The sequence below is a fragment of the Evansella sp. AB-rgal1 genome (assembly GCF_041820985.1).
Classification (GTDB): Bacteria; Bacillota; Bacilli; order Bacillales; family Salisediminibacteriaceae; genus Evansella.
The window spans coordinates 70,605-90,608 of record NZ_JBGUAU010000008.1; the positions used below are offsets into that span (position 1 = coordinate 70,605).

Sequence of the window (20,004 nt, forward strand, 5' to 3'; positions counted from 1 at the left end):
AATGGCTCAGCATGGTATAGATCCTACTGCTCCATTGACAGGGGAACCTTCGAAAAAAACGAAGCGTAAGTTGGCTCGTGAAATGCGTACGCAACTTATTTCATTCGTGTTCATGTTATTTTTAACGAGTATGGCGTTTATCTCGATTGCGAGCGATGCGATTCCTTCAGGATTTGCATTTCCATTTATCCTAATCCTAGCTGTCATCCAAGTTATTCTTCAACTCTACGTTTTTATGCACTTGAATGAACGTGGAAATGGATGGACAAATGCGATGATATGGACTGGAGTACTAATTGCAATCCCAACAGTAGCAGCTTTAATGCTATTATTAGGAATTGTTAAATGGTAAAGTAACTAGAGAACCCTTGCATAGCTGCAAGGGTTTTCCTTTTGACATGGAATGAAAGTCATACTTTCTTCATATAATTTTTGATTTTTATATTAAAAAACTTATATAATTGAATTCATAGAATACAGAAAGGGATGAATTATACGTGGCAACTTTTCTACCATTTATTAGTACAGTGTTTATCGGTTTAAGTGCCGTTTTCGTTGCAATAGGCTGGTACTTTATTGGCGAACGTAAAATAGAGCAACATAAGAAAGCAATGTTTTGGGCTGCGGTTTTAGCTTCTATCTTTTTTATCACGTATCTATCAAAAACATTTTTTATCGGTAGTACAACCTTTGGTGGACCTGAAGGGATTCGCTTGTATTATCAGATATTTTTAATAATCCATATTATATTAGCTACAATAGCGGCAGTATTAGGGATTATCACACTTGTAACTGGGTATAAGAATAATTTGGCAAGACATCGCAGATTAGGACCTATTACTTCTATTATATGGTTTATTTCTGCAACAACAGGAATAGCTGTTTATTTTATGCTTTATGTGATATACCCTTCTGGTGAAACGACAAACTTATTTCGTGCTATTTTAGGGGGGTAATTAACAATATACTAATTGCAGTACAGTATGAAAATTATCCCCTTACGTATCAACCACATTTTTTTAAAGATAAGAAAGTGGACTGTGAAAGTTGTCTAGCTCCAGGCGCCATCGGCTCGTGCAAATAACCTGACCGATTAAAAGTAAAAAGCACTTTTTATCGGTCAGAACATTTGCTTTTCGCCGATAGGCGGGCGCCTTGCGCTTTTCTTAAGGAAGAGAAAAAAGGTTGTCACTTAATTGAGTGACAACCTTTTTATATATTAAAATTTCACATTAAATTTAATAATTCCAGCCTCTTTTGCACTAGTAAATAAAATTACCACTAATGGACCGAGAATAAAACCTAATATTCCAAGAAGCTGCAGGCCTAAATATAGAGAGATAAGCGTAGCTAGTGGAGATAAACCTATATGATGACCCATTACTTTTGGCTCTACTGTACGACGAATTGTTAATAGTATAGCTGCAAGTATTAACAGCTGTACACCTAATGCAGTGTTTCCTGCAATAAGGTAATATAACGCCCAAGGTGCTAGAATAACGATAGATCCAATGATTGGTATAAAATCAATTACCCAAATGATAATAGACATGATGAGAGCCACTTCAGGTGCAATGAAAAGTAGACCTATAAATGTAACAATAAAAATAAGAATACTTACAAGAAATTGGGCCTTAAAGAATCCGAATATAACATATGATAATCGCGTTGTCATAAATTTCACTTTTTCTGCTGTCTTATCTGTCATATAACTAAACATTTTTTCTTTTAGGCGTGGCAGTTCAAGTAAAAACATATAAAGGGATATTAAATACACTAAAAGTGAAACGATATAGGATGGAATTTTCACTAAAATATTCGTAACATGGCCAATTATATCAAGCTTCATTAAGTCTTCTCTTAATTGAAAAAGCATATTTGCTACAGAGGCATCAATTTCGTCCACTACATCTGTGTAGTGAACAAACTGTTCTTTTAAGTTATTTAAGAAGGTTCCCCAAGCATAGTATACTTCACTTACCGTTCTTGGTAGACTTTCAACAAAGATACTTAATTGAGTAATTGCTCTCGTTAGTAAGAAATAGAGAAGGATTGTGACAATAAACGAAAAGATAATAAATACGATAAATACACTTAAGCTTCGAGATAATTTTGCTCTCTTAATGAGAGTTGTAACAGCTGGTGCTAAGAATAAGGCTGTTACTAAGCCAAATATTATTGGTAAGGAAACTGGTAAAACAAAATATATTAATAAGGCTGCTATTATTAGTCCTAATACAATATAAGTATATTTTTTAACTGATGGCGACGTCAATGTAAAGTCCTTCCCTTCCTATCTGCACTCTTTCTTTCATTATATTATGAAAGCGAAGGTAATGACAGTATAATATTAAGAAAACTTTAGTAACATTTTAATATAAAAACTAGATTTCAACGAAAGGAAAAAAATATGCTCTCGATATGATCAAAAGGGATCGAATCGGGAGCATTTTTACTTTTCGCATTTCTACAAAGACCTAATATAAAAATCAAAAATGAAAAAAAGTACATATCACCTTACTTGAAAAATATGTATGAATCTATTAAAGTGCTTCACTTTTGATTTTTTCAGAAATAAGGTCAATCTTTCTTTTGCATTTATCAACAATTTTCTTAGGGAATTCTTCGTCATATTCCACACCATGTGGATAATAATGCTTCCCTAAAATAAGCTGCATGATTTTAACATGACTATGTGGATTCGGAATTTCTCCTTCCACTGCAAAGCCTTGAACACGGAAATAGTGAATTTCATCCTTAACTGTATCCACTATTTTGTAATCAAAAGTTACTCGTTCATAATCATATACAGGTTGAAAACCAGCCGACTCCATAATGTCTTCGAGTGCCTGATATTCTATTGTTAAGCCATCAAGTCCTGTTTCTTCAAATTTCATTTTCTTTACCTCCTGCCAATGAGACTAACTTCATTCCTTCTTATGATATTACGAAATGCGATAAGATGCAAAGAAAACATTATCTTATCAATTATTTGTTTGCATGAATGAAATATACAAAGAAGGAGAAATTAATAATGAATGTTGTAAAATTTGGAGGGATACTTATGAAAATGTTACGAGACATAATGACAGAGGAAATTGAAGTTTGTAATCCAGAAGACAATGTATATGAAGCGGCATTAAAAATGAAACAGATGGACGTAGGTGCAATCCCTATCTGTAAAGATCGTCAGTTATTAGGGATGATTACAGACAGAGATATTGTAATTCGTGGTGTAGCAGAAAAGAGACCTAATTCTACACAAGTTACAGATATTATGAGTGAACGATTGTTAACTGCTGAAGCTGATATGAGTGTAGATGATGCAGCGAAAATGATGGCAGATCATCAAATTCGAAGACTCCCTATTGTGGAAAACAGTAATTTAGTTGGGATCGTATCTTTAGGTGATTTAGCTGTTCATACTTCAACTGCAAACGAAGCAGGATATGCTTTATCGGAGATTTCGGAGAGTGAGCATTATCATCACTAGAACGGTTATTAGAATACCAATTACCGCATACTAATGTAAGTATATGCTTGCTACAAGGGTGAGTTATAGGTTTATACCTATAACTCACCCTCATTTTTTGTCGTAATACTATTTATTTTTTCGATATATAGGAGAGATTGTTCTAGAGCAGGAACTTAGCAAAAATATATAGAAAAAGTTAGAATGAAAATTTCAAAAGGAGGGAGGCAGTAATCGTATGAAAACAATATGTACTCTTATTCTTGGATTTTTTCTTTTCTTTAGTATTTTATATTTCATAAATGATATAGAAAAAAAGGAACCAAGTGAAACGGAAACCTCTTCTTCTGTCAATCAAGAGCCTAATGTTCAAAACAATGATAAGGAAAAGCAATCTTCTGAGAAGGGGAGAGAACCAGAAAAGGAAGAAATATCAGGTATTCATTCGTTCGTTGGAATGGAAATTGCTGAAATACAAGCGGAGTACGGTGAACCTGACAGAGTCGATGTTAGTTCCTATGGCTATGACTGGTGGATATATCATACTCCTATATATATACAGATTGGTGTAAGTGATGGAATGGTGGTTTCTGTTTATACGAATGATCCACTAGCTGATACCGCATATATTTCTATAGGTGATTCTTATGAAACTGTGGGTGAATATTTTTCATTTACAGAAGAGGTTACATTAACAGGGTCTTTTAACTCTTATAGATTCGAACTAAAAGCAGAGGATGTATTAATGCGACCGTTGGCACCGATCAGTGATATATGGATTCAGTTTTATTTTGACACTGTTACTAGGGAGTTGTCCTCCATTCGTTTTATTGATCAAGCTACGTTGCTTCTCCATCGTCCATATTCTATCGTGTATCGTGGTTCCTTACCAGAAGCACCACAACTAAGTGATGATGAATGGGAAATGGTGCAAGAAGGGCAAGCGCGTCAAATTTTTGATTTAACAAATCTCATTAGAAAAAAGCATAATTTATCAGCTTTAGAATGGGACGACACAACGGCTGATGTTGCCTATCTTCACAGTGAGGATATGAAAGTGAATGATTATTTTTCCCACTCTTCTCCAACGTATGGAGAACTTAAGGATCGTTTTCAAGCAGGAGAAATATCTTTTCAATTAGCGGCAGAGAATATTGCTGCTAATTATGTTGATGGTATTGAGGCAGTGGAAGGGTGGTTAAATAGTGAAGGTCACAGAGTAAATTTATTAGATGAGAGGTTTACTCATTTGGGAGTTGGCGTTTACCGCAATTATTATACGCAGAATTTCATGGTTCCATGGTGATGGGGAAGTTACCTCTCTATTTATAGGGAGAAAAATTTATTGTAAAATTGGGCGCACCTTCTATCTATGTGTTGGGTATGATGTAGTAAGTAAAATGCTAGTCGTATGTCTAAGAGGAGGTGTCTAGTGTGAGAAATAAGAAATCTCTTCATCCTGATGTGAGGAAGTTTAAACTGTTCGTGAAGAATAATCCTCATGTATTAAAAGGGGTAAAAAATGGGGATAAAACACTCCAGGATTTGTTTGAGGAATATTTATTATTTGGGGAAGAGGACGACATCTGGGAAACGTATCGAGAAGAAGATGATGATGACGATGAATCAGATGAAAATGATATGGACGAAGATGAAGATGTGGATGCTGACAAAAGTAAAGGGAAAAATAATAAGAATAAGAAGAAGGAGTCCATTAGTGCTCAGGACTTATTAGGTATGGTTAAAAAAATGAATTTAAATGATTTACAAGAAAATTTAACGCAATTTAGCGGTGTCCTTGTTTCCATTCAAGAGTTACTAGGACAATTTAAACAAGATCAGTCTCAAACTCCACCAACCAATCAAAATCAACAACAGTCCAACTCTCCATTTTCGTACCGAGACGATTAAAAAGGGAGCGGATTTGTAAATGAGAACAGAAGTTTACAATTATATCCGAAATGAACCTGAATTACATCGATTTCTACGTTACCATCCTAATTGGTATCGAAAGCTATCTAGAAACCCTTATATGTTGAAAGATATGGAGAAGGAAGCAAAAGTGTTTTATGGGAAAACATATCCTCAACGGATAGATCGACTTCAGAATAGTATGAATATGGCAGTAATGATGCTCGAGATGATGAAACAATTTAATACGAAAAGCTAAGAAAGGTGGATTGGAGAAACCTTTCTTTTTTTCTGTGGATGAACCATTTATTCTTCTTGTACCCTCTGGATTATAGCAATCAGAATTGGGATAAAATTTGTATAGGAACCCCTGTAATGGCAGATAGTAAGAAGTAGTATGAAAAAAAATGGAGGTAGAAGAGATGTCTTCCAATATGCCTTTAACCATTCAGAACAATGGAACGATATTTTTCCGTTCCAATCATAAGGAAGCAAGAATAGTTCAACCGTTTTTAAGTGAATTCGCACAACTAGTAAAAACACCTTCCTCAATCCATTTCTATGAATTGTCACCTTATTCTATCTGGTATGCATTAGATCAAGGTATTTCTATAAATGAAGTAATCACTTTTTTAGAAAACTTTTCAGGACTACCCGTACCTGTAGTTGTACAAGGAAAATTACATGATTGGGAAAGGCGAAATGGAAAATTTCGCTTGTTTAACTCTTCTGAATATGGGTGTTGTGTTTATACTGCAGAGTTCAATAGCTTAAGAGAAATATTTAATAAAGAAGATAAAGAATTTTTTCCATTACATAAAGGCGAATGTATGCCTATCTCTATATCGGAAAGAGGTTATGTAAAACAACGTCTCATGGAGTTTGGTTACTCTGTAATTGATGAGTTAGGTTTTGACAAGGGAAAAGAATTGCCGGTAACACTCCACCCTTCTGTCTTTTTACGATCCTATCAACAAGAAGCGGTAGACTCGTTTGTTGTTGGTAAAGGAGTTCAGGAGGGAAATGGCTTTATCATTCTTCCGTGTGGATCAGGTAAAACAATCGTTGGTCTGGGCGTGATGAGTGAGTTGAAAGAGGAGACGTTGATTCTTGTACCAAACGATACCTCTTTGCAGCAATGGTATAACGAATTATTGAAAAAAACGACACTTACACCATCACAGATTGGAAGGTATACGAGTGAGAATAAAGAAATTCGGCCAGTTACAATTACAACATATCAAATGTTAACGTACCACGATCGAAAAAACAAAGGAACGTTTCCACATTACTCTTTATTCCATGATAGATCCTGGGGATTAGTGATTTATGATGAGGTTCACCTATTGCCAGCTCCATTGTTCCGAATTACTTCGAATCTTCAAGGTAAACGAAGATTAGGTTTAACAGCAACCTTTGTGAGAGAAGATGGTAAAGAAGGAGATATCTACAGCTTAATTGGTCCAAAACGGTATGAAGTAGGGATTCAACTGTTAGAACAAAATGACTGGATTGCAAAACCAGTTTGTAAAGAAATCAAGATTCCGTTCCATGAAGAGCAGTGGGCTAAGTATACGACCTTATCGAAGCGTGATCAGTATCGTTATGCAAGTGAAAATCCAGGGAAAATACGGGCAGTGAAAAAACTGTTGAAAGAACATTCTAGTAAACCAATTATTATTATCGGACAATATTTACAGCAATTGAAAAAGATTTCTGAAGAATGTTCCTTTCCTTTAATTACAGGTGATACAAAAAAACAGGATCGTATAAAGCTTTATAATGATTTTAAGAGTGGTAAAGAAATGGTTCTTGTTTTGAGTCGAGTAGCAAACATGGCAGTGGACTTACCTGATGCGATGGTAGCGATTCAGGTATCTGGTACATATGGCTCTAGACAAGAGGAGGCTCAGCGAATTGGACGATTGTTACGACGTAAGAAAAAAAATGAACCAGTATATTTTTATACCCTTGTGACTCCTATGACGAAAGAAGAAGATGTCGCATCCCATCGTCAGTTATTTATGGTGGAACAAGGATATTCATATGATTGGGAAGAGTGGGTTGAATGTTCACAAAGTATATAAATTGTTATATAAATAGGGAAATAAAAGAAGAAAAACTATTAGATTCTGTAGATAAGTTAACAACGAACGAAACAGATACATTAGAATGGCTGGTTTGTTTACTGCACAAGAAGAAGGATTTCGTAGACCAACATGGTATGGAGAAGTTTGGTCCGCATTCTTATTTCACCACGATGGAGAAATTAATTTCTTATGATTTAGTCTTCCCAATGAAGTTTGGAGATAAGGTAGATTATATTGTTCCGAGAGAAATAGAGAAATTGATTGTAGACAAACATAGCAATTCGATACTAAGCGTTAGTAAGACTTCTAATGAGTTTGTTACATTTGATTTTCGATACCTGATAAGTTCCATTCTATTAATTATGCATGAGGATAAGAAGGAGTTACTCTCAAAGGAATACAACGATGAGCTTTCTACATGGCTTTTAAAACAAGCGGATAGTTTATCTCATCATTCTAAAAGTGATCTATACGAATGGTTCCAGGTTGGCTACGATGACATATTTGAACCAATAGCTTTAGAATACCTTCAACGTGTTTTAGAACTTGGGAGTAACTCTACTGAGCTACGAGTGATAAAGCAGTTGATTTTTGGAAGATCAGTTGGAATAGAGCACTTTGAGAGGTTACTTAAATCTAAATGGATAAAAGACCGTGTGAACGAGTGCCCGTTTTTGTTTTTCCGAAATCAAGCAACTATCCTTGATCCATTTGAACACGATGATGCAATGTATATACAGGGAAATGAATGGATCCTTCCGGTGAGATTTCAGCCTGCAAAATTGTGGAATGTGTTGCAGTTTTGTTCAGTGCTGAGTACGGGGCAAATGATTCATGTTCGTTTGGTAAGTGAGTTAGTGCAGAAGCGCAAGAAAGAGCGTGTCCCTTTGAAATTGTGGGAAGAGGCGGTAACCTGTTTGCCGGTGGATAAAGAAGGTGAACGTGAGCGAATGCATTCCTTTTGGGAGGGTGCCTCTCCTGTTGTGAAAGTAGGGGAATTTGTTCTTTATGAGATTAAAAATGAGGCCCTACTTGAGCATTTGACGAAGGATGCTTTAACTCAATATGGAAAAGGGGTTGTTATCCCAAATAGCAACGGTGTCTTGATTGACGCAGCAATAACTTCTGATTGGGAAAACCAGTTGAAAGCTGCTTCTATAGAGCTTACATCAGCTGTTACGGTTAAGGATGAAGAGGTGAGAGGAACAGGTAGGGTGGCAGTTCAACATATTAATGAACCTAATATACCGCTAGAATGGTGTGAAGTGGACCGATTACCTCCTGTTAGCTTTCAGTTAATGTCTTATAAAGAAAATATGATTGCCCGACTCATTCGACAAAGTCAAGCGTTAAAGCTCCCTATCTGTATAGAAGACAAGGGGGGGGATACGTTTACGGCAGAAATAAAAACGCTTCGTTTTGAGTCGAGTGATGCGGACGTGAAGACTTATAAAGGAAATGTAATCCCGTTATATAACATAAGGCGTGTTGCCATCGCTCATCCTAGGAAGAATAAGAAGGGGAACGAAGTGAAGTAAGGTATGGATGCAAGTAAATAACGTTTATCAGTTGTCATCGTCAAAATAATCGTCTTTTTCTTATGAAAACAACAGATTCGTGTTATAATGTGTTTTGGAGGTGTATGTGTGTATGAGCACAACAATGACAAATGTCGATGTTCTCCAAGAGGCATACGATTTTAGTGAACTTATTACTTCTTCGGAAGTATTTTATGCATATATTGAAGCAAAACAAGTGTTAGAGCAAGATCACGAAGCACAATCGATCATTGAACATTTTCAAAAGATGAAAGAAAACTATGATGAGGTACAACGGTTTGGAAAGTATCATCCTGACTTCCAAACAATCACGAAAGATGTTCGGGAGTGGAAAAGAAAGGTGGATACACACCCATCTATTTCTGCGTTTAAAAAATCGGAAGACAGTCTTCATCAGCTTCTGATAGAAGTAAGTAGAATCTTGGCTAATTCTGTTTCTACTCAAATTAAAGTACCTACAGGAAATCCATTTTTTGATCAAGGTGGTTGTGGGACTGGTGGTTGTGGGTCCGGTGGTAGCTGTGGCTGTAGCGGTGGTAAATAACCCCCCCTATTGCAAAAAATTGTAACTAATGCTAGACTGATGGCAAACTGATATGGAAAAAGGAGAAACAATTATGGTTGGTAATCGAGTAGGACTAGCTATTTGGGTTCAATCGTTAAAGCAGGTGAAACAGCTTAAACGTTTTGGAAACATTCATTACGTCTCTAAAAAGATGAAATATGTAGTGATGTATTGTGAGGAAGGCAAAGCAGAAGAAACGATGGAAAAGCTGAAATCCTTCCATTTTGTGAAAGATGTTTCCATGTCAATGCGTCCGTGGATTAAGACAGAATATCAAAACTCGGTTCCTGACAAGGAAAAAGAGTTTGATTATAAGATGGGAATTTAATATTGGTAGCTTGACTCCTAACATAATGTTAGGAGTTTTTTGATTAATTGTATATTATCTCTTGAAAACTTCGTCACTCGAAATATATAATGGATAAATAGAAAAGGAAGTGACTGAAGTTGCCACAATGGAGACGAAATTTATACATATTAATGGTTTGTCAGTTTTGTGTAATGGGTGCAATGACCATGATCATCCCTTTTTTACCATTATATTTACAGGAGCTTGGGGTAACAGATCCTCGAGCTGTTAGTCGTTGGGCAGGAATTATCTTTGGAGCAAATTTCTTATCTGCTTTTTTGTTTTCTCCGTTATGGGGAAAGTTAGCTGATCGACATGGACGGAAAATGATGCTCCTTCGTTCTGGTTTTGGAATGGCAATTGTCATCACACTGACTGGTTTTGCAACAGGTCCATGGAGTTTATTACTTCTTCGATTGTTAAATGGAATGATCTCTGGCTTTATTCCAGCAGCAATTGCCCTTATGTCTATGAGTACTCCAAAGAAGGATGTGGGCTATGCCTTAGGTTTACTTCAAGCAGGGGCTGTTGCAGGGGGGATATTTGGTCCTTTATTCGGAGGAATGATGGCGGATCTATTCGGTTTCAGGACCATTTTTTACATTACAGGAGCTGTAATACTTGTGGCTGCCATTGTTTGTTTATTATTTGTGAAAGAAAATTTCGTGAAAAAAGAAGAAAAGGTAAAAACAAATACGCTTCAAGACTTCAAAAAAATTGTATCTACATCACCGATCTTATCTTTATTCTTCGTATTTTTTATCATTCAGATGGCACTGATAGGCATCAATCCTTTATTATCCATTTATGTTCAAGAGCTAAGCCCCTCTCAGAATGTTGCGTTCTATGCAGGGCTAGCTATGTCAATTATGGGATTTGCCAATATGTCGGCTAGTCCATTTCTCGGGAGAATCAGTGATCGAAAAGGAGCTCATCATGTTTTGTTTTTTTCGCTTCTGTTTGCAGCAATAGTAACGTTGCCACAAGCATTTGTTCAAAGTTATTGGCAGCTTATCGCGTTTCGTTTTCTCCTAGGATTATGTCTTGGTGGTTTGATACCGTCCATCAATTCACTCATTCGCCATTTGGCACCGACAGGTATGGAAAGTCGTACGTATGGGTTTTCCAATAGTGCTATGTATTTGGGTACAATGATTGGACCAATTGCAGGTGGTTGGTTGGCATCCTATGCAGGAATTCGAAGTTTATTTCTTGTTTCCTTTGTTTTATTAATTACGAATGTTTTTGTTGTAAGATTAAAAGTAATCCCGCAGATGAAAAAGAGAGAACAACAGGAACCGAAATCTGCTGTATAGAATAAAAAAACCCACAGAAAACTGTGGGTTGCCTTACGACAAGATTGAGAAGATGCAATATCTTCTTTTTCATTGTCAAGGCTATGGGAGAGGAGAAACCGGAGGAAGAACTTATGGGGAAACGTAAGCCTTCTCCGCGGTTGTCAGCAACATTCATTGATGTTGCTACCTCTATTATGGACATGATACGAAAGTTTATACGTAAAAAAAAGTAGTGAGAATCTTTCGACGTTTCTTGGCAGTATTTTCGCAATTTCTACTTTTTTGTGATAGCATATGAATCAAAGAATTCCAATGTGTAGGAGAGTAATGTATGAGAGTAATTAGTGGTAAACAAAAAGGGCTACATTTAAAAGCGGTACCAGGGCAATCTACAAGGCCCACAACAGATAAAGTGAAGGAATCTATTTTTAACATGGTAGGTCCCTATTTTGACGGCGGAAGCATGTTAGATTTATATGGTGGTAGCGGTTCTATTTCTATTGAATCATTAAGTAGAGGAATGGAGCATGCAGTTATTGTGGATCGAGATAAAAAAGCAATTGAAACTATCCATGGGAATTTAAAAATTTGTAAACTTGAAGATAAAGCAGAAGTGTATCGTGCAGAATCATCTCGTGCGTTAAAAGCCTTACATAAAAAAGGGAGCCAATTCCACTTCATTTTTTTAGATCCACCATACTTAAAGCAGCGGTTAACTGATGAATTGCAATTTATTGATGAGCATGAAATTCTTCATTCTTCAGGAAAAATTGTTGTAGAGCACGTTGCAACGTTAGAATTAGGCGATACATATGGATCATTAACGAAGATACGAGAAGAACGATATGGAGATACAGTGATTACTATTTTTTCAAAAGTGGGGGAGTAGAATAATGGGAAGTATTGCAGTTTGTCCTGGAAGCTTTGATCCTGTGACATTAGGTCACTTAGATATTGTAACGAGAGGATCAAAGGTTTTTGATAAGGTAATTGTAGCTGTTTTAAATAATAGAAATAAGCAGCCGTTATTTACGGTAGAAGAACGAATGGAGTTATTGCGTGAAACGACGAAGGACATCCCTAATGTGGAAATCGATCATTTTAATGGTCTGTTAATCGATTATGTAAAACAAAAGAATGCGAACGCTATTATAAAAGGGTTAAGGGCAGTATCTGATTTTGAGTATGAGCTACAAATGGCATCAATTAATCGAAAGCTTGATGAGAATATTGAAACGTTTTTTATGATGACAAATAATAAATTTTCCTATTTGAGTTCAAGTATCGTGAAAGAAATTGCAAAATATCATGCTCCAGTTAGCGATCTTGTTCCTGATATTGTTGAAGAAGCGTTGAGGAAAAAATATGCGTTTTCTAATTAATCCAAATGGGTTCCTGTGTAAATGCAGGAACCCATTTATTTATTGTCTACCCTGAAAATACGTTGCTCAATTGGTGGTTAACTTATCTAGTATTCCTAATATTGTTGGTTTCTATTCCATTCGCTACTGCCCACTCCCTTTCCTGTGGGGAGCTGCCGAGCCACCTTCGCGACTTCGTCTGCTACGGTGTCTCGCCTCTGCTCTGCTTCCCACTGGAGTTCCGTGGGCATTCGCTCATTCCATAGGAAGTCGATGTTTCTAAAACATCTAATAACGTATTTTCATCCTCCATGGTGCAAATTTCTTTTGTTTCATGTTATCTTAAACTTTTTTCTCACTTACTTTCATCAAGTTAAATACAATCCATAAGAAGAGTGTTGAAAGTGTTATGAGACCTCCCCACTGTAATAACCATTCAAGTTGGCTTACAAAGAAAGATGTAACTTGTTCCTGTTGAAACACAGGGATCGCCTCCCCTCCTGTGGAAGAGGATGGATCCACATATAACCAATCGAAGATAAAATAAGTAATTATCGCTGAAACAAACCCATGAAAGCAACGGGCAAAAAAGAATGGACGAAACTTAATATCTGTCTCCGATAAAATACTTGCCACTTGTGCTTGCACACTTAATCCGTTAAAAGCCAAAATGAAACTTACAAGAATAGCTTGCTGTAGAAGTGTACTTCTTGTCGACTGGCTTACCATTTGACTTCCCAACGTAATTTCAAATATACCGGAGATTATTGCAGGACTTAATTCTATTGGCATTTGAATAGTAGTAAGAATAATACTAATAAAAAAACTCAGAATAGCAGCGATGTTAATGATTTCTAAAATCTGATTTAGTACCGAGAACAAAATGATAAATCCACCAATCATAAGTAACGTTTGGATTGCAGAGTGTACAGAGTCACCCATTAGTTTTCCAAAGGGTCTGGTATCGTTTAATCTTTCTTGATGCATTAGTTTTACAGCATAAGAAATAGAAAAATTCTTTTTCTTTCTATAGGTGTCTTCTGGTCTTTCACGATTTGTACCATAAAACCTCATGCACAAACCTACAATAATATTACCTGCATAATGAGCTGCTGCCAGAACAACACCTAATGCTGCATTTTGGAAAAAGCCTACGGAGATTGCACCAAAAATAAAAAGTGGATTGGAAGCATTTGTAAATGATACTAGTCGTTCCCCTTCTACAGCAGTGATTTTTTCCTCTTGTCGTAAGCGTGCAGTAAGTTTAGCACCAGCAGGAAAACCAGAAGCGAGCCCCATTGCCCAAACAAAGCCACCTGAGCCTGGAACGCGAAACAAGGGGCGCATAATCGGTTCAAAAAGTGCACCTATAAATGAAACTACACCAAATCGGATGAGAAATTCCGATATAATAAAAAAAGGTAATAATGAAGGAAATACAACATCCCACCACATTGTTAATCCTCTAATCGATGCTTCATAGGCTTCTTTAGGAAAAATCATGAAGGAAATTGCTAAGAATGATGTTGTACCACCATACAGTATTGTTTTTATGAGGGAGGGATTGAGTTGCATATACGTACTCCTTTTCAATCTAGAATCATAAACTTGTCCTCTTTTAAATATACGTAAGGAAAGAGAGATTAGACCATTTTCATTCGAGTAGGAAAGGAGTGGAAGGATGAAACCTACGATTGGCTTAGCGCTAGGTTCAGGTGGATCAAGAGGTTTTGCCCATATCGGTGTATTGAAAGTATTAAAGGAACATGGAGTTTCTATTGATTACATAGCTGGAAGTAGCATGGGAGCACTAATTGGTGTATTATATGGGGCAGGATATGAAGCAACGATGTTAGAAAAAATGGCTCTACAATTTCGGAGAAAATACCTCCTTGATTTTACTGTACCTAAGATGGGATTTATTAAAGGGGATAAAGCGAAACAATTAATTAAAATGCTTGTAAATCAAAAAAAAATAGAGGATTTATCTCCACCGGTATACGTTATTACTACTGATTTAATGAAAGGGGAAAAGGTAATTTTCAAAAAAGGGGACATTGCTCAAGCAGTTCGTGCTAGCATAGCGATTCCTGGGATTGTGGTACCTGAAACCATTGATGGGAAATTGTATGTAGACGGTGGTGTTGTTGACCGAGTTCCTGTGTCTGTTGTAAAAGAAATGGGAGCGGATATCATTATCGCTGTAGATGTTTCCTATGTGGATGAGGAACCGGAAATAACATCTATTTATGATGTCATTATACAAAGCATGGATATTATGGAAAAAGAAGTGATGCGTCATCGGGAAATAGAAACGGATATTATGATCCGTCCAAGTTTGTCTCACATATCATCCACACAATATTCGAATGTACAAGAAATAATTCAAAGTGGGGAAGCGGAAGCTGAAAAACATATAGAACAATTGAAAAAGAAGATACAGAACTGGAAGGAGAAGCAGCATGACAAGAAAAAATAGTACAATGAATCGTAGTTTGATAAAATGGATTATTTTAGCAGTGATTCTTTTAACTATTAATTTTTATAAACTACCTTATTACTTTACGATCCCAGGGGATGCTTTAGTATTGACAGATGTAATTGAGGTAGAGGATGCTCATGAATATGAAGGTACGTTTATGCTTACAACTGTTCGAATGGGGCAAGCGAACATAGTTAATTACGTGTGGGCATTATTTAGTGATCAACGTGAGATCATTCCAGAAAGGCAAATCAGGCCACCAGGCGAAACGGATGAAGAATATCAGCATCGACAATTAATGATGATGACAGGTTCCCAGGATGTAGCTGTTCTCGTTGCTTACGAATATGTTGGGAAAACTGCATATATTGAGAATAAAGGTGTATTTGTCACAGGAGTCATTCCTGATATGGGTGCTGAAGGAAAGTTAGAACAGGGAGATAAAATCATTGCGGTAGAAGGAGAAGAAGTGTTGGAAACAAGTAGGCTTCTTAACGTTCTTTCTTCATATGAGCTTGGAGAAATTGTTGAACTTACCATTGAGCGTGGCGATTCAGTGGAGACGGTTGCAATTGAAATGATGTACTTTCCTGAAGACCTTGATGATACAGGAGAAAGAGTTGGAGTAGGGATTTCTTATCCTGTAACTGATAGTGAATTGATTAGAGACCCCGAGATCACTATTAATACAAATAAAATAGGTGGTCCATCTGCTGGTTTAATGTTTACGTTAGAAATCATCAATCAGCTAAGTGAGGAAGATATAACGAGGGGGTACGATATTGCTGGTACAGGCTCTATCGATGAAGACGGAAAGGTTGGAAGAATTGGCGGGATAAAACAAAAGGTTATTGCTTCCCATAATGCAGGAGCTGATATCTTTTTTGCTCCACATGAGTTGGGCGTAGAAGGCTCAAATTATGAACAAGCGTTGGAAGCTGCTAAATCTATTCGTACGAATATGGAGATTGTTCCAGTTGATACGTATGAAGATGCATTAGAATACTTACAACAACTACCACATAAATAAATAACACATAAAAAAGCGCAAGGCGCTAGACAACTTTCTAAGTCCCAAAATGTTATACTTTCTTTTATCTTTTAAAAAAGGAGCCTTTACGATGGAAAGGTTCCTTTTTCTTTCGTGTATTGTACAGGTATTTTCTTAAATTCTTCATCTAGTGAGATACGAAAGGGGAGGCCATGAATCTGACTCGCCGTTATGTCTTTCTTCAGAATAGGATGATCCCACTCACTTGCTCTAGTTACTAAAGGAACTGACAACTGTTTTTTTACAGAAGATAAATATGCCCTTCCTTCTTCTGACATTCCTAATAATCTCAAATAAGATGGTTGTAATGGTGTGCAGTATTCATTCATAAATTCTTTTGTTGTGTTTAATAAAATATGAACAAGTAGGCGCTGCAATCTTGTCCATGTATAACGCTTTGTTTTTACTTCTTCCATAAAAGTTTGGAAAGAGTTTACCTTTGTCATTGCATCTTTCAAGCGATATTCTAATCCTTCTTCACATTCGTAAATGGCATGTAATTCTGAGACGGTTGCAGTAATAATTCGATGTTGAAGGAAAGGGAAGTATTTTTCCCAATGAGCAAACTCTTGCCATTCATCAAGATGGTTCTGTAGTTGAGTAGTGCTTGCAGGAGGAAGATAGCTTTGCACCTCTTTCAGTTTCCTGTTTCGTTCAATTAGTTCCTTACGAATAGATGTAGCGCTTGCAATTTTTTCCCCTTTTGTAACATCTTGATCATGATATTCTGCTTTTTCTCGTTTAATAGTGGATGGTATCATGGTTGAGTCTAATTTCTGAATGGATTTCACATAGTGGTATCCGAGAATGTTATTCGGTTTACTTAAGTCAATTAAATCCTCGTTATTAAAAATTGTCTCAAATGCAAGGGAAAATCCTCTTGGATAGCTTACCCCATCGCTCATGTACTTTTTTATTTGGGTGTTTAATTCAAGCTCGTGCTCATTTACTTTTCTTACTGTTGTGGAAAACGTATCAATTTCCCCGAACTCACTTCCAAAGCAAAGACGATTCGCTCCAATGGAGTGGAGAAGACTTACAGCAGCATCAGAAAATATTTCAGCTTTTTGTGTGGAAAAAATGTATGGGAGTTCAATAACAATGTCAACTCCGTTTTCTAGTGCCATTTTCGTACGTTTCCATTTAGTGGTTAAGGCAGGTTCGCCACGTTGCAAGAAAGAGCCGCTCATTACAGCTATGGTAATGTCAGCATCTGTTATTTGCTGAGATGTTTTTAAGTGGTGTAGATGACCGAAATGAAACGGATTATATTCAACTATCAATCCAAGAATATTCATAGTAATACCTCCTTTTGCCCCGAATTCTGTGGTAAATTGCAAGTGAATTTCTAATATCCTATTATATCGAACTAAGTAACTAGTTGCATTTTACACAGTTTCAAAGGGGAAATATACGTTATGTATCATAATAATCACACATTTTACTAACTTTATGGATAATTTATTATCCTAAAGTAAATAATAGTAAAAGTTTTAATGGATAGTTAGTTTATTTTACTATGATTTTGTGGTATCCTACAACTTAGTGGTTCACAAGGTTGTTGTAAAGAATTTATCTTGACAAACCAAAATACGAAAGATATAATTACATTTGTTGTCTTGAGGTGAAAACCTATGAAATGGTCGGTTCAACAGTTGTTGGCCAATAAAGGAAAAGGTCTCCATATTGATCAATTTGTTAATATGGAGGAAGTAAGAAAAATAGACCGTGAAATTCGTGAGATTTCTCCTATAAAAGTTGTTGGAGATGCTTACTTTTCAAATACAGCAGTCACATTCCAGCTTACTATTGAAGGAACGATGACGTTACCATGTGCACGGACTCTAAATGATGTAGAATTTCCTTTTACAATTGATGCAACAGAGATTTTTCAATTGGATCAATGGGCTACGTTTGAAAATGATGAAGATGTACATGTAGTGAAAGATAACACGGTTGATTTGTTACCTTATGTCAGAGAAAGAATATTGTTAGAAAAACCGTTACGTGTCTTTAGTGATAAAGACGAAGGTGCGGCTCCTGCTTCAGGAAATGGATGGGAGCTTCATACGAAAGAAGAAGAGGAACAAGAAAAAGTTGATCCTCGATTACAAGAGCTTGCAAAGTTCTTCGATAAGGAAAAATAACATGACCTGATGCTCTCAGCATGTGTTTTAAATATCTTCAAGGAGGTGGGACTCATGGCAGTACCTTTTAGACGTACAAGTAAAACAAAGAAAAGAATGAGACGTACTCACATTAAACTTACTGTACCTGGTATGGTGAAATGTCCTAATTGTGGTGAAATGAAATTATCACACCGCGTATGTAAAGAATGTGGATCATACAAAGGTGAAGAAGTAGTAAACAAATAATGAACGCAAAAACAGGAAGGGGCAACCCTCCTGTTTTTTTTGACCGCACAAAAACAGGGTAAGATCGCACAGAACCGTGGTTGGATCGCACAGAAATCATGAGAATCGCACAGAACCACATGGTTGGATCGCACAAAAATCACGAGAATCGCACAAAAACAGGGTAAGATCGCACAGAAATCATGTGAATCGCACAGAACCATGGTTGGATCGCACAAAAATCACGAGAATCGCACAGAACCATGGTTGGATCGCACAGAAATCATGTGAATCGCACAGAACCATGGTTGGATCGCACAAAAATCACGAGAATCGCACAAAAACAGGGTAAGATCGCACAGAAATCATGTGAATCGCACAGAACCATGGTTGGATCGCACAGAAATCATGTGAATCGCACAGAACCATGGTTGGATCGCACAGAAATCATGTGAATCGCACAGAACCATGGTTGGATCGCACAGAAATCACGAGAATCGCACAGAACCACATGGTTGGATCGCACAGAAATCACGAGAATCGCACAGAACCATGGTTGGATCGCACAGAAATCACGAGAATCGCACAGAACCATGGTTGGATCGTACAGAAATCACGAGAATCGCACAGAACCATGATGACCCCCAAAAATATAATAAGGAGGCAAACGAACTTGAAAGTAATATGTCAAAAGCGATCTGCTCACGTAACCGAAATCATATTAAATAGACCAGAAAAAAGAAATGCAGTGGACTTCGATGTAATTAAGCAATTAACAGACTGCCTACAGCGATTAAAGACGGACAAAACTATTTCTGTATTAGTTATTCGAGGAGCGGGAGAATCTTTTTGTAGCGGGGGAGATCTTCATAGTTTTCATAGTCTTCAGACAAAAGAGGATGCTCTTACTATGCTTAGCCCCATGTGTGAAGTATTGAAATTGATAGCAACATTCCCAGCAATTACTGTTTCCCTCTTAAATGGTACGGCAGTAGGTGGGGGTGCGGAAATAGCCAGTGCTACGGACTATCGACTGAGCCTCAATAGAGGTGTCTTAGGATTTATCCAGGGAAATCTCCACATAACAACAGGTTGGGGTGGTGCTAGCTTATTGAAAAAAAGAGTAGGCAAAGAAAATGCTCTTTCGATGCTAGCAACTGCAAATAAGTTTACGATGGCGGAAGCTTATGATTTTGGATTCATCCAAGTATTTATAGACGATGTGTCGGAGGTTGATAATTGGGCAAGACAATGGATAGATCCAGAAGTTGTACAAGCCTACAAACGTGTTTTACATACTAAAAAGGAACAACAGGAATTGTTTCTAGCAATGGACGAAGAAATAGAAGCTTGTGCTAGTCTTTGGGAATCTGAATCCCATCACCTTGCAGTAAATACCTTTCTAACAAAGAAGAAATAGAAGAGAATGGTAGTACAAGATTACGGATAATTCCTCTTTTACGAATTGATTTTTTAGAAAGGATCATACTATTTCTAGAAATTAGTCTATCT

General features: G+C 36.8%; 23 protein-coding genes. 18 read left to right on the plus strand and 5 right to left on the minus strand.

The window, feature by feature from the left end:
* Nucleotide 1 precedes the first annotated feature (1 nt).
* A complete protein-coding gene (locus ACERII_RS08490; RefSeq protein ID WP_373641548.1) occupies nucleotides 2-352 on the plus strand; it encodes a cytochrome C oxidase subunit IV family protein in 351 nt (116 codons plus the stop codon).
* A gap of 145 nt (nucleotides 353-497) precedes the next feature.
* Nucleotides 498-956: a DUF420 domain-containing protein gene (locus tag ACERII_RS08495; RefSeq protein ID WP_373641549.1), complete on the plus strand. Its 459-nt coding sequence runs from the start codon at nucleotides 498-500 to the stop codon at nucleotides 954-956.
* Nucleotides 957-1,219: 263 nt separating this feature from the next.
* Here ACERII_RS08495 and ytvI read toward each other — a convergent pair whose 3' ends face one another.
* Both ytvI and ACERII_RS08505 read right to left on the minus strand, forming a co-directional pair.
* On the minus strand, nucleotides 1,220-2,275 hold the full coding sequence (gene ytvI, locus ACERII_RS08500) for a sporulation integral membrane protein YtvI (protein WP_373641550.1): 1,056 nt from the start codon (nucleotides 2,273-2,275) through the stop codon (nucleotides 1,220-1,222).
* A 268-nt stretch (nucleotides 2,276-2,543) separates the two neighbouring features.
* Nucleotides 2,544-2,897: a YugN family protein gene (locus ACERII_RS08505; protein ID WP_373641552.1), complete on the minus strand. Its 354-nt coding sequence runs from the start codon at nucleotides 2,895-2,897 to the stop codon at nucleotides 2,544-2,546.
* Nucleotides 2,898-3,064: 167 nt separating this feature from the next.
* Here ACERII_RS08505 and ACERII_RS08510 point away from each other — a divergent pair, with 167 nt between their 5' ends.
* The 11 genes from ACERII_RS08510 to coaD all read left to right on the plus strand — a co-directional run bounded on the left by ACERII_RS08510 (nucleotide 3,065) and on the right by coaD (nucleotide 12,626).
* The gene (locus ACERII_RS08510) at nucleotides 3,065-3,493 is read left to right on the plus strand and encodes a CBS domain-containing protein (protein WP_373641736.1); all 429 of its coding nucleotides are present in this window, start codon (nucleotides 3,065-3,067) and stop codon (nucleotides 3,491-3,493) included.
* 217 nt (nucleotides 3,494-3,710) lie between these two features.
* Entirely contained in the window at nucleotides 3,711-4,778 is a 1,068-nt protein-coding gene (locus tag ACERII_RS08515; RefSeq protein WP_373641554.1) for a CAP domain-containing protein, read from the plus strand.
* A 128-nt stretch (nucleotides 4,779-4,906) separates the two neighbouring features.
* Nucleotides 4,907-5,383 carry a spore coat protein YlbD gene (gene ylbD / locus ACERII_RS08520; RefSeq protein ID WP_373641555.1) on the plus strand — a complete coding sequence of 159 codons (477 nt, stop codon included), beginning with the start codon at nucleotides 4,907-4,909 and terminating at the stop codon, nucleotides 5,381-5,383.
* Nucleotides 5,384-5,402: 19 nt separating this feature from the next.
* Nucleotides 5,403-5,642 carry a YlbE-like family protein gene (locus ACERII_RS08525; RefSeq protein ID WP_373641556.1) on the plus strand — a complete coding sequence of 80 codons (240 nt, stop codon included), beginning with the start codon at nucleotides 5,403-5,405 and terminating at the stop codon, nucleotides 5,640-5,642.
* A 163-nt stretch (nucleotides 5,643-5,805) separates the two neighbouring features.
* Nucleotides 5,806-7,470, plus strand: coding sequence for a DNA repair helicase XPB (locus tag ACERII_RS08530; protein ID WP_373641557.1), 1,665 nt, complete (start codon nucleotides 5,806-5,808; stop codon nucleotides 7,468-7,470).
* On the plus strand, nucleotides 7,452-9,011 hold the full coding sequence (locus ACERII_RS08535; protein ID WP_373641559.1) for a hypothetical protein: 1,560 nt from the start codon (nucleotides 7,452-7,454) through the stop codon (nucleotides 9,009-9,011). The genes ACERII_RS08530 and ACERII_RS08535 overlap by 19 nt, the downstream gene beginning before the upstream one ends.
* 112 nt (nucleotides 9,012-9,123) lie before the next feature.
* Nucleotides 9,124-9,576 carry a YlbF/YmcA family competence regulator gene (locus ACERII_RS08540; RefSeq protein WP_373641561.1) on the plus strand — a complete coding sequence of 151 codons (453 nt, stop codon included), beginning with the start codon at nucleotides 9,124-9,126 and terminating at the stop codon, nucleotides 9,574-9,576.
* Between the two features lie 73 nt (nucleotides 9,577-9,649).
* The gene (locus ACERII_RS08545) at nucleotides 9,650-9,925 is read left to right on the plus strand and encodes a YlbG family protein (protein ID WP_373641564.1); all 276 of its coding nucleotides are present in this window, start codon (nucleotides 9,650-9,652) and stop codon (nucleotides 9,923-9,925) included.
* Nucleotides 9,926-10,044: 119 nt separating this feature from the next.
* A complete protein-coding gene (locus tag ACERII_RS08550; protein ID WP_373641565.1) occupies nucleotides 10,045-11,262 on the plus strand; it encodes an MFS transporter in 1,218 nt (405 codons plus the stop codon).
* A gap of 313 nt (nucleotides 11,263-11,575) precedes the next feature.
* Nucleotides 11,576-12,133, plus strand: coding sequence for a 16S rRNA (guanine(966)-N(2))-methyltransferase RsmD (rsmD, locus tag ACERII_RS08555; RefSeq protein ID WP_373641566.1), 558 nt, complete (start codon nucleotides 11,576-11,578; stop codon nucleotides 12,131-12,133).
* A gap of 4 nt (nucleotides 12,134-12,137) precedes the next feature.
* Nucleotides 12,138-12,626, plus strand: a complete 489-nt coding sequence (gene coaD / locus ACERII_RS08560) for a pantetheine-phosphate adenylyltransferase (RefSeq protein WP_373641568.1) — start codon at nucleotides 12,138-12,140, stop codon at nucleotides 12,624-12,626.
* A 95-nt stretch (nucleotides 12,627-12,721) separates the two neighbouring features.
* On the opposite strand, the gene ACERII_RS08565 is transcribed toward coaD, so the two are convergent.
* Both ACERII_RS08565 and ylbJ read right to left on the minus strand, forming a co-directional pair.
* Nucleotides 12,722-12,856: a hypothetical protein gene (locus ACERII_RS08565; protein ID WP_373641569.1), complete on the minus strand. Its 135-nt coding sequence runs from the start codon at nucleotides 12,854-12,856 to the stop codon at nucleotides 12,722-12,724.
* A gap of 91 nt (nucleotides 12,857-12,947) precedes the next feature.
* Nucleotides 12,948-14,180 (minus strand): sporulation integral membrane protein YlbJ, encoded by a 1,233-nt coding sequence (gene ylbJ, locus ACERII_RS08570; RefSeq protein WP_373641570.1) that lies wholly within the window; start codon nucleotides 14,178-14,180, stop codon nucleotides 12,948-12,950.
* Between the two features lie 106 nt (nucleotides 14,181-14,286).
* On the opposite strand from ylbJ, the gene ACERII_RS08575 reads away from it, so the two are divergent.
* Both ACERII_RS08575 and ACERII_RS08580 read left to right on the plus strand, forming a co-directional pair.
* Nucleotides 14,287-15,084, plus strand: a complete 798-nt coding sequence (locus ACERII_RS08575; RefSeq protein WP_373641571.1) for a patatin-like phospholipase family protein — start codon at nucleotides 14,287-14,289, stop codon at nucleotides 15,082-15,084.
* Nucleotides 15,068-16,117: a SepM family pheromone-processing serine protease gene (locus ACERII_RS08580; protein WP_373641573.1), complete on the plus strand. Its 1,050-nt coding sequence runs from the start codon at nucleotides 15,068-15,070 to the stop codon at nucleotides 16,115-16,117. The genes ACERII_RS08575 and ACERII_RS08580 overlap by 17 nt, the downstream gene beginning before the upstream one ends.
* Nucleotides 16,118-16,203: 86 nt before the next feature.
* On the opposite strand, the gene ACERII_RS08585 is transcribed toward ACERII_RS08580, so the two are convergent.
* Nucleotides 16,204-17,436: a nucleotidyltransferase gene (locus tag ACERII_RS08585; protein WP_373641574.1), complete on the minus strand. Its 1,233-nt coding sequence runs from the start codon at nucleotides 17,434-17,436 to the stop codon at nucleotides 16,204-16,206.
* Between the two features lie 336 nt (nucleotides 17,437-17,772).
* Here ACERII_RS08585 and ACERII_RS08590 point away from each other — a divergent pair, with 336 nt between their 5' ends.
* From ACERII_RS08590 to ACERII_RS08600, 3 genes are all read left to right on the plus strand, one after another.
* A complete protein-coding gene (locus tag ACERII_RS08590; RefSeq protein WP_373641576.1) occupies nucleotides 17,773-18,285 on the plus strand; it encodes a YceD family protein in 513 nt (170 codons plus the stop codon).
* Between the two features lie 54 nt (nucleotides 18,286-18,339).
* Nucleotides 18,340-18,513, plus strand: a complete 174-nt coding sequence (rpmF, locus tag ACERII_RS08595; protein WP_373641577.1) for a 50S ribosomal protein L32 — start codon at nucleotides 18,340-18,342, stop codon at nucleotides 18,511-18,513.
* A gap of 652 nt (nucleotides 18,514-19,165) precedes the next feature.
* On the plus strand, nucleotides 19,166-19,912 hold the full coding sequence (locus tag ACERII_RS08600) for an enoyl-CoA hydratase/isomerase family protein (RefSeq protein ID WP_373641579.1): 747 nt from the start codon (nucleotides 19,166-19,168) through the stop codon (nucleotides 19,910-19,912).
* The last annotated feature ends 92 nt before the right edge of the window (nucleotides 19,913-20,004 follow it).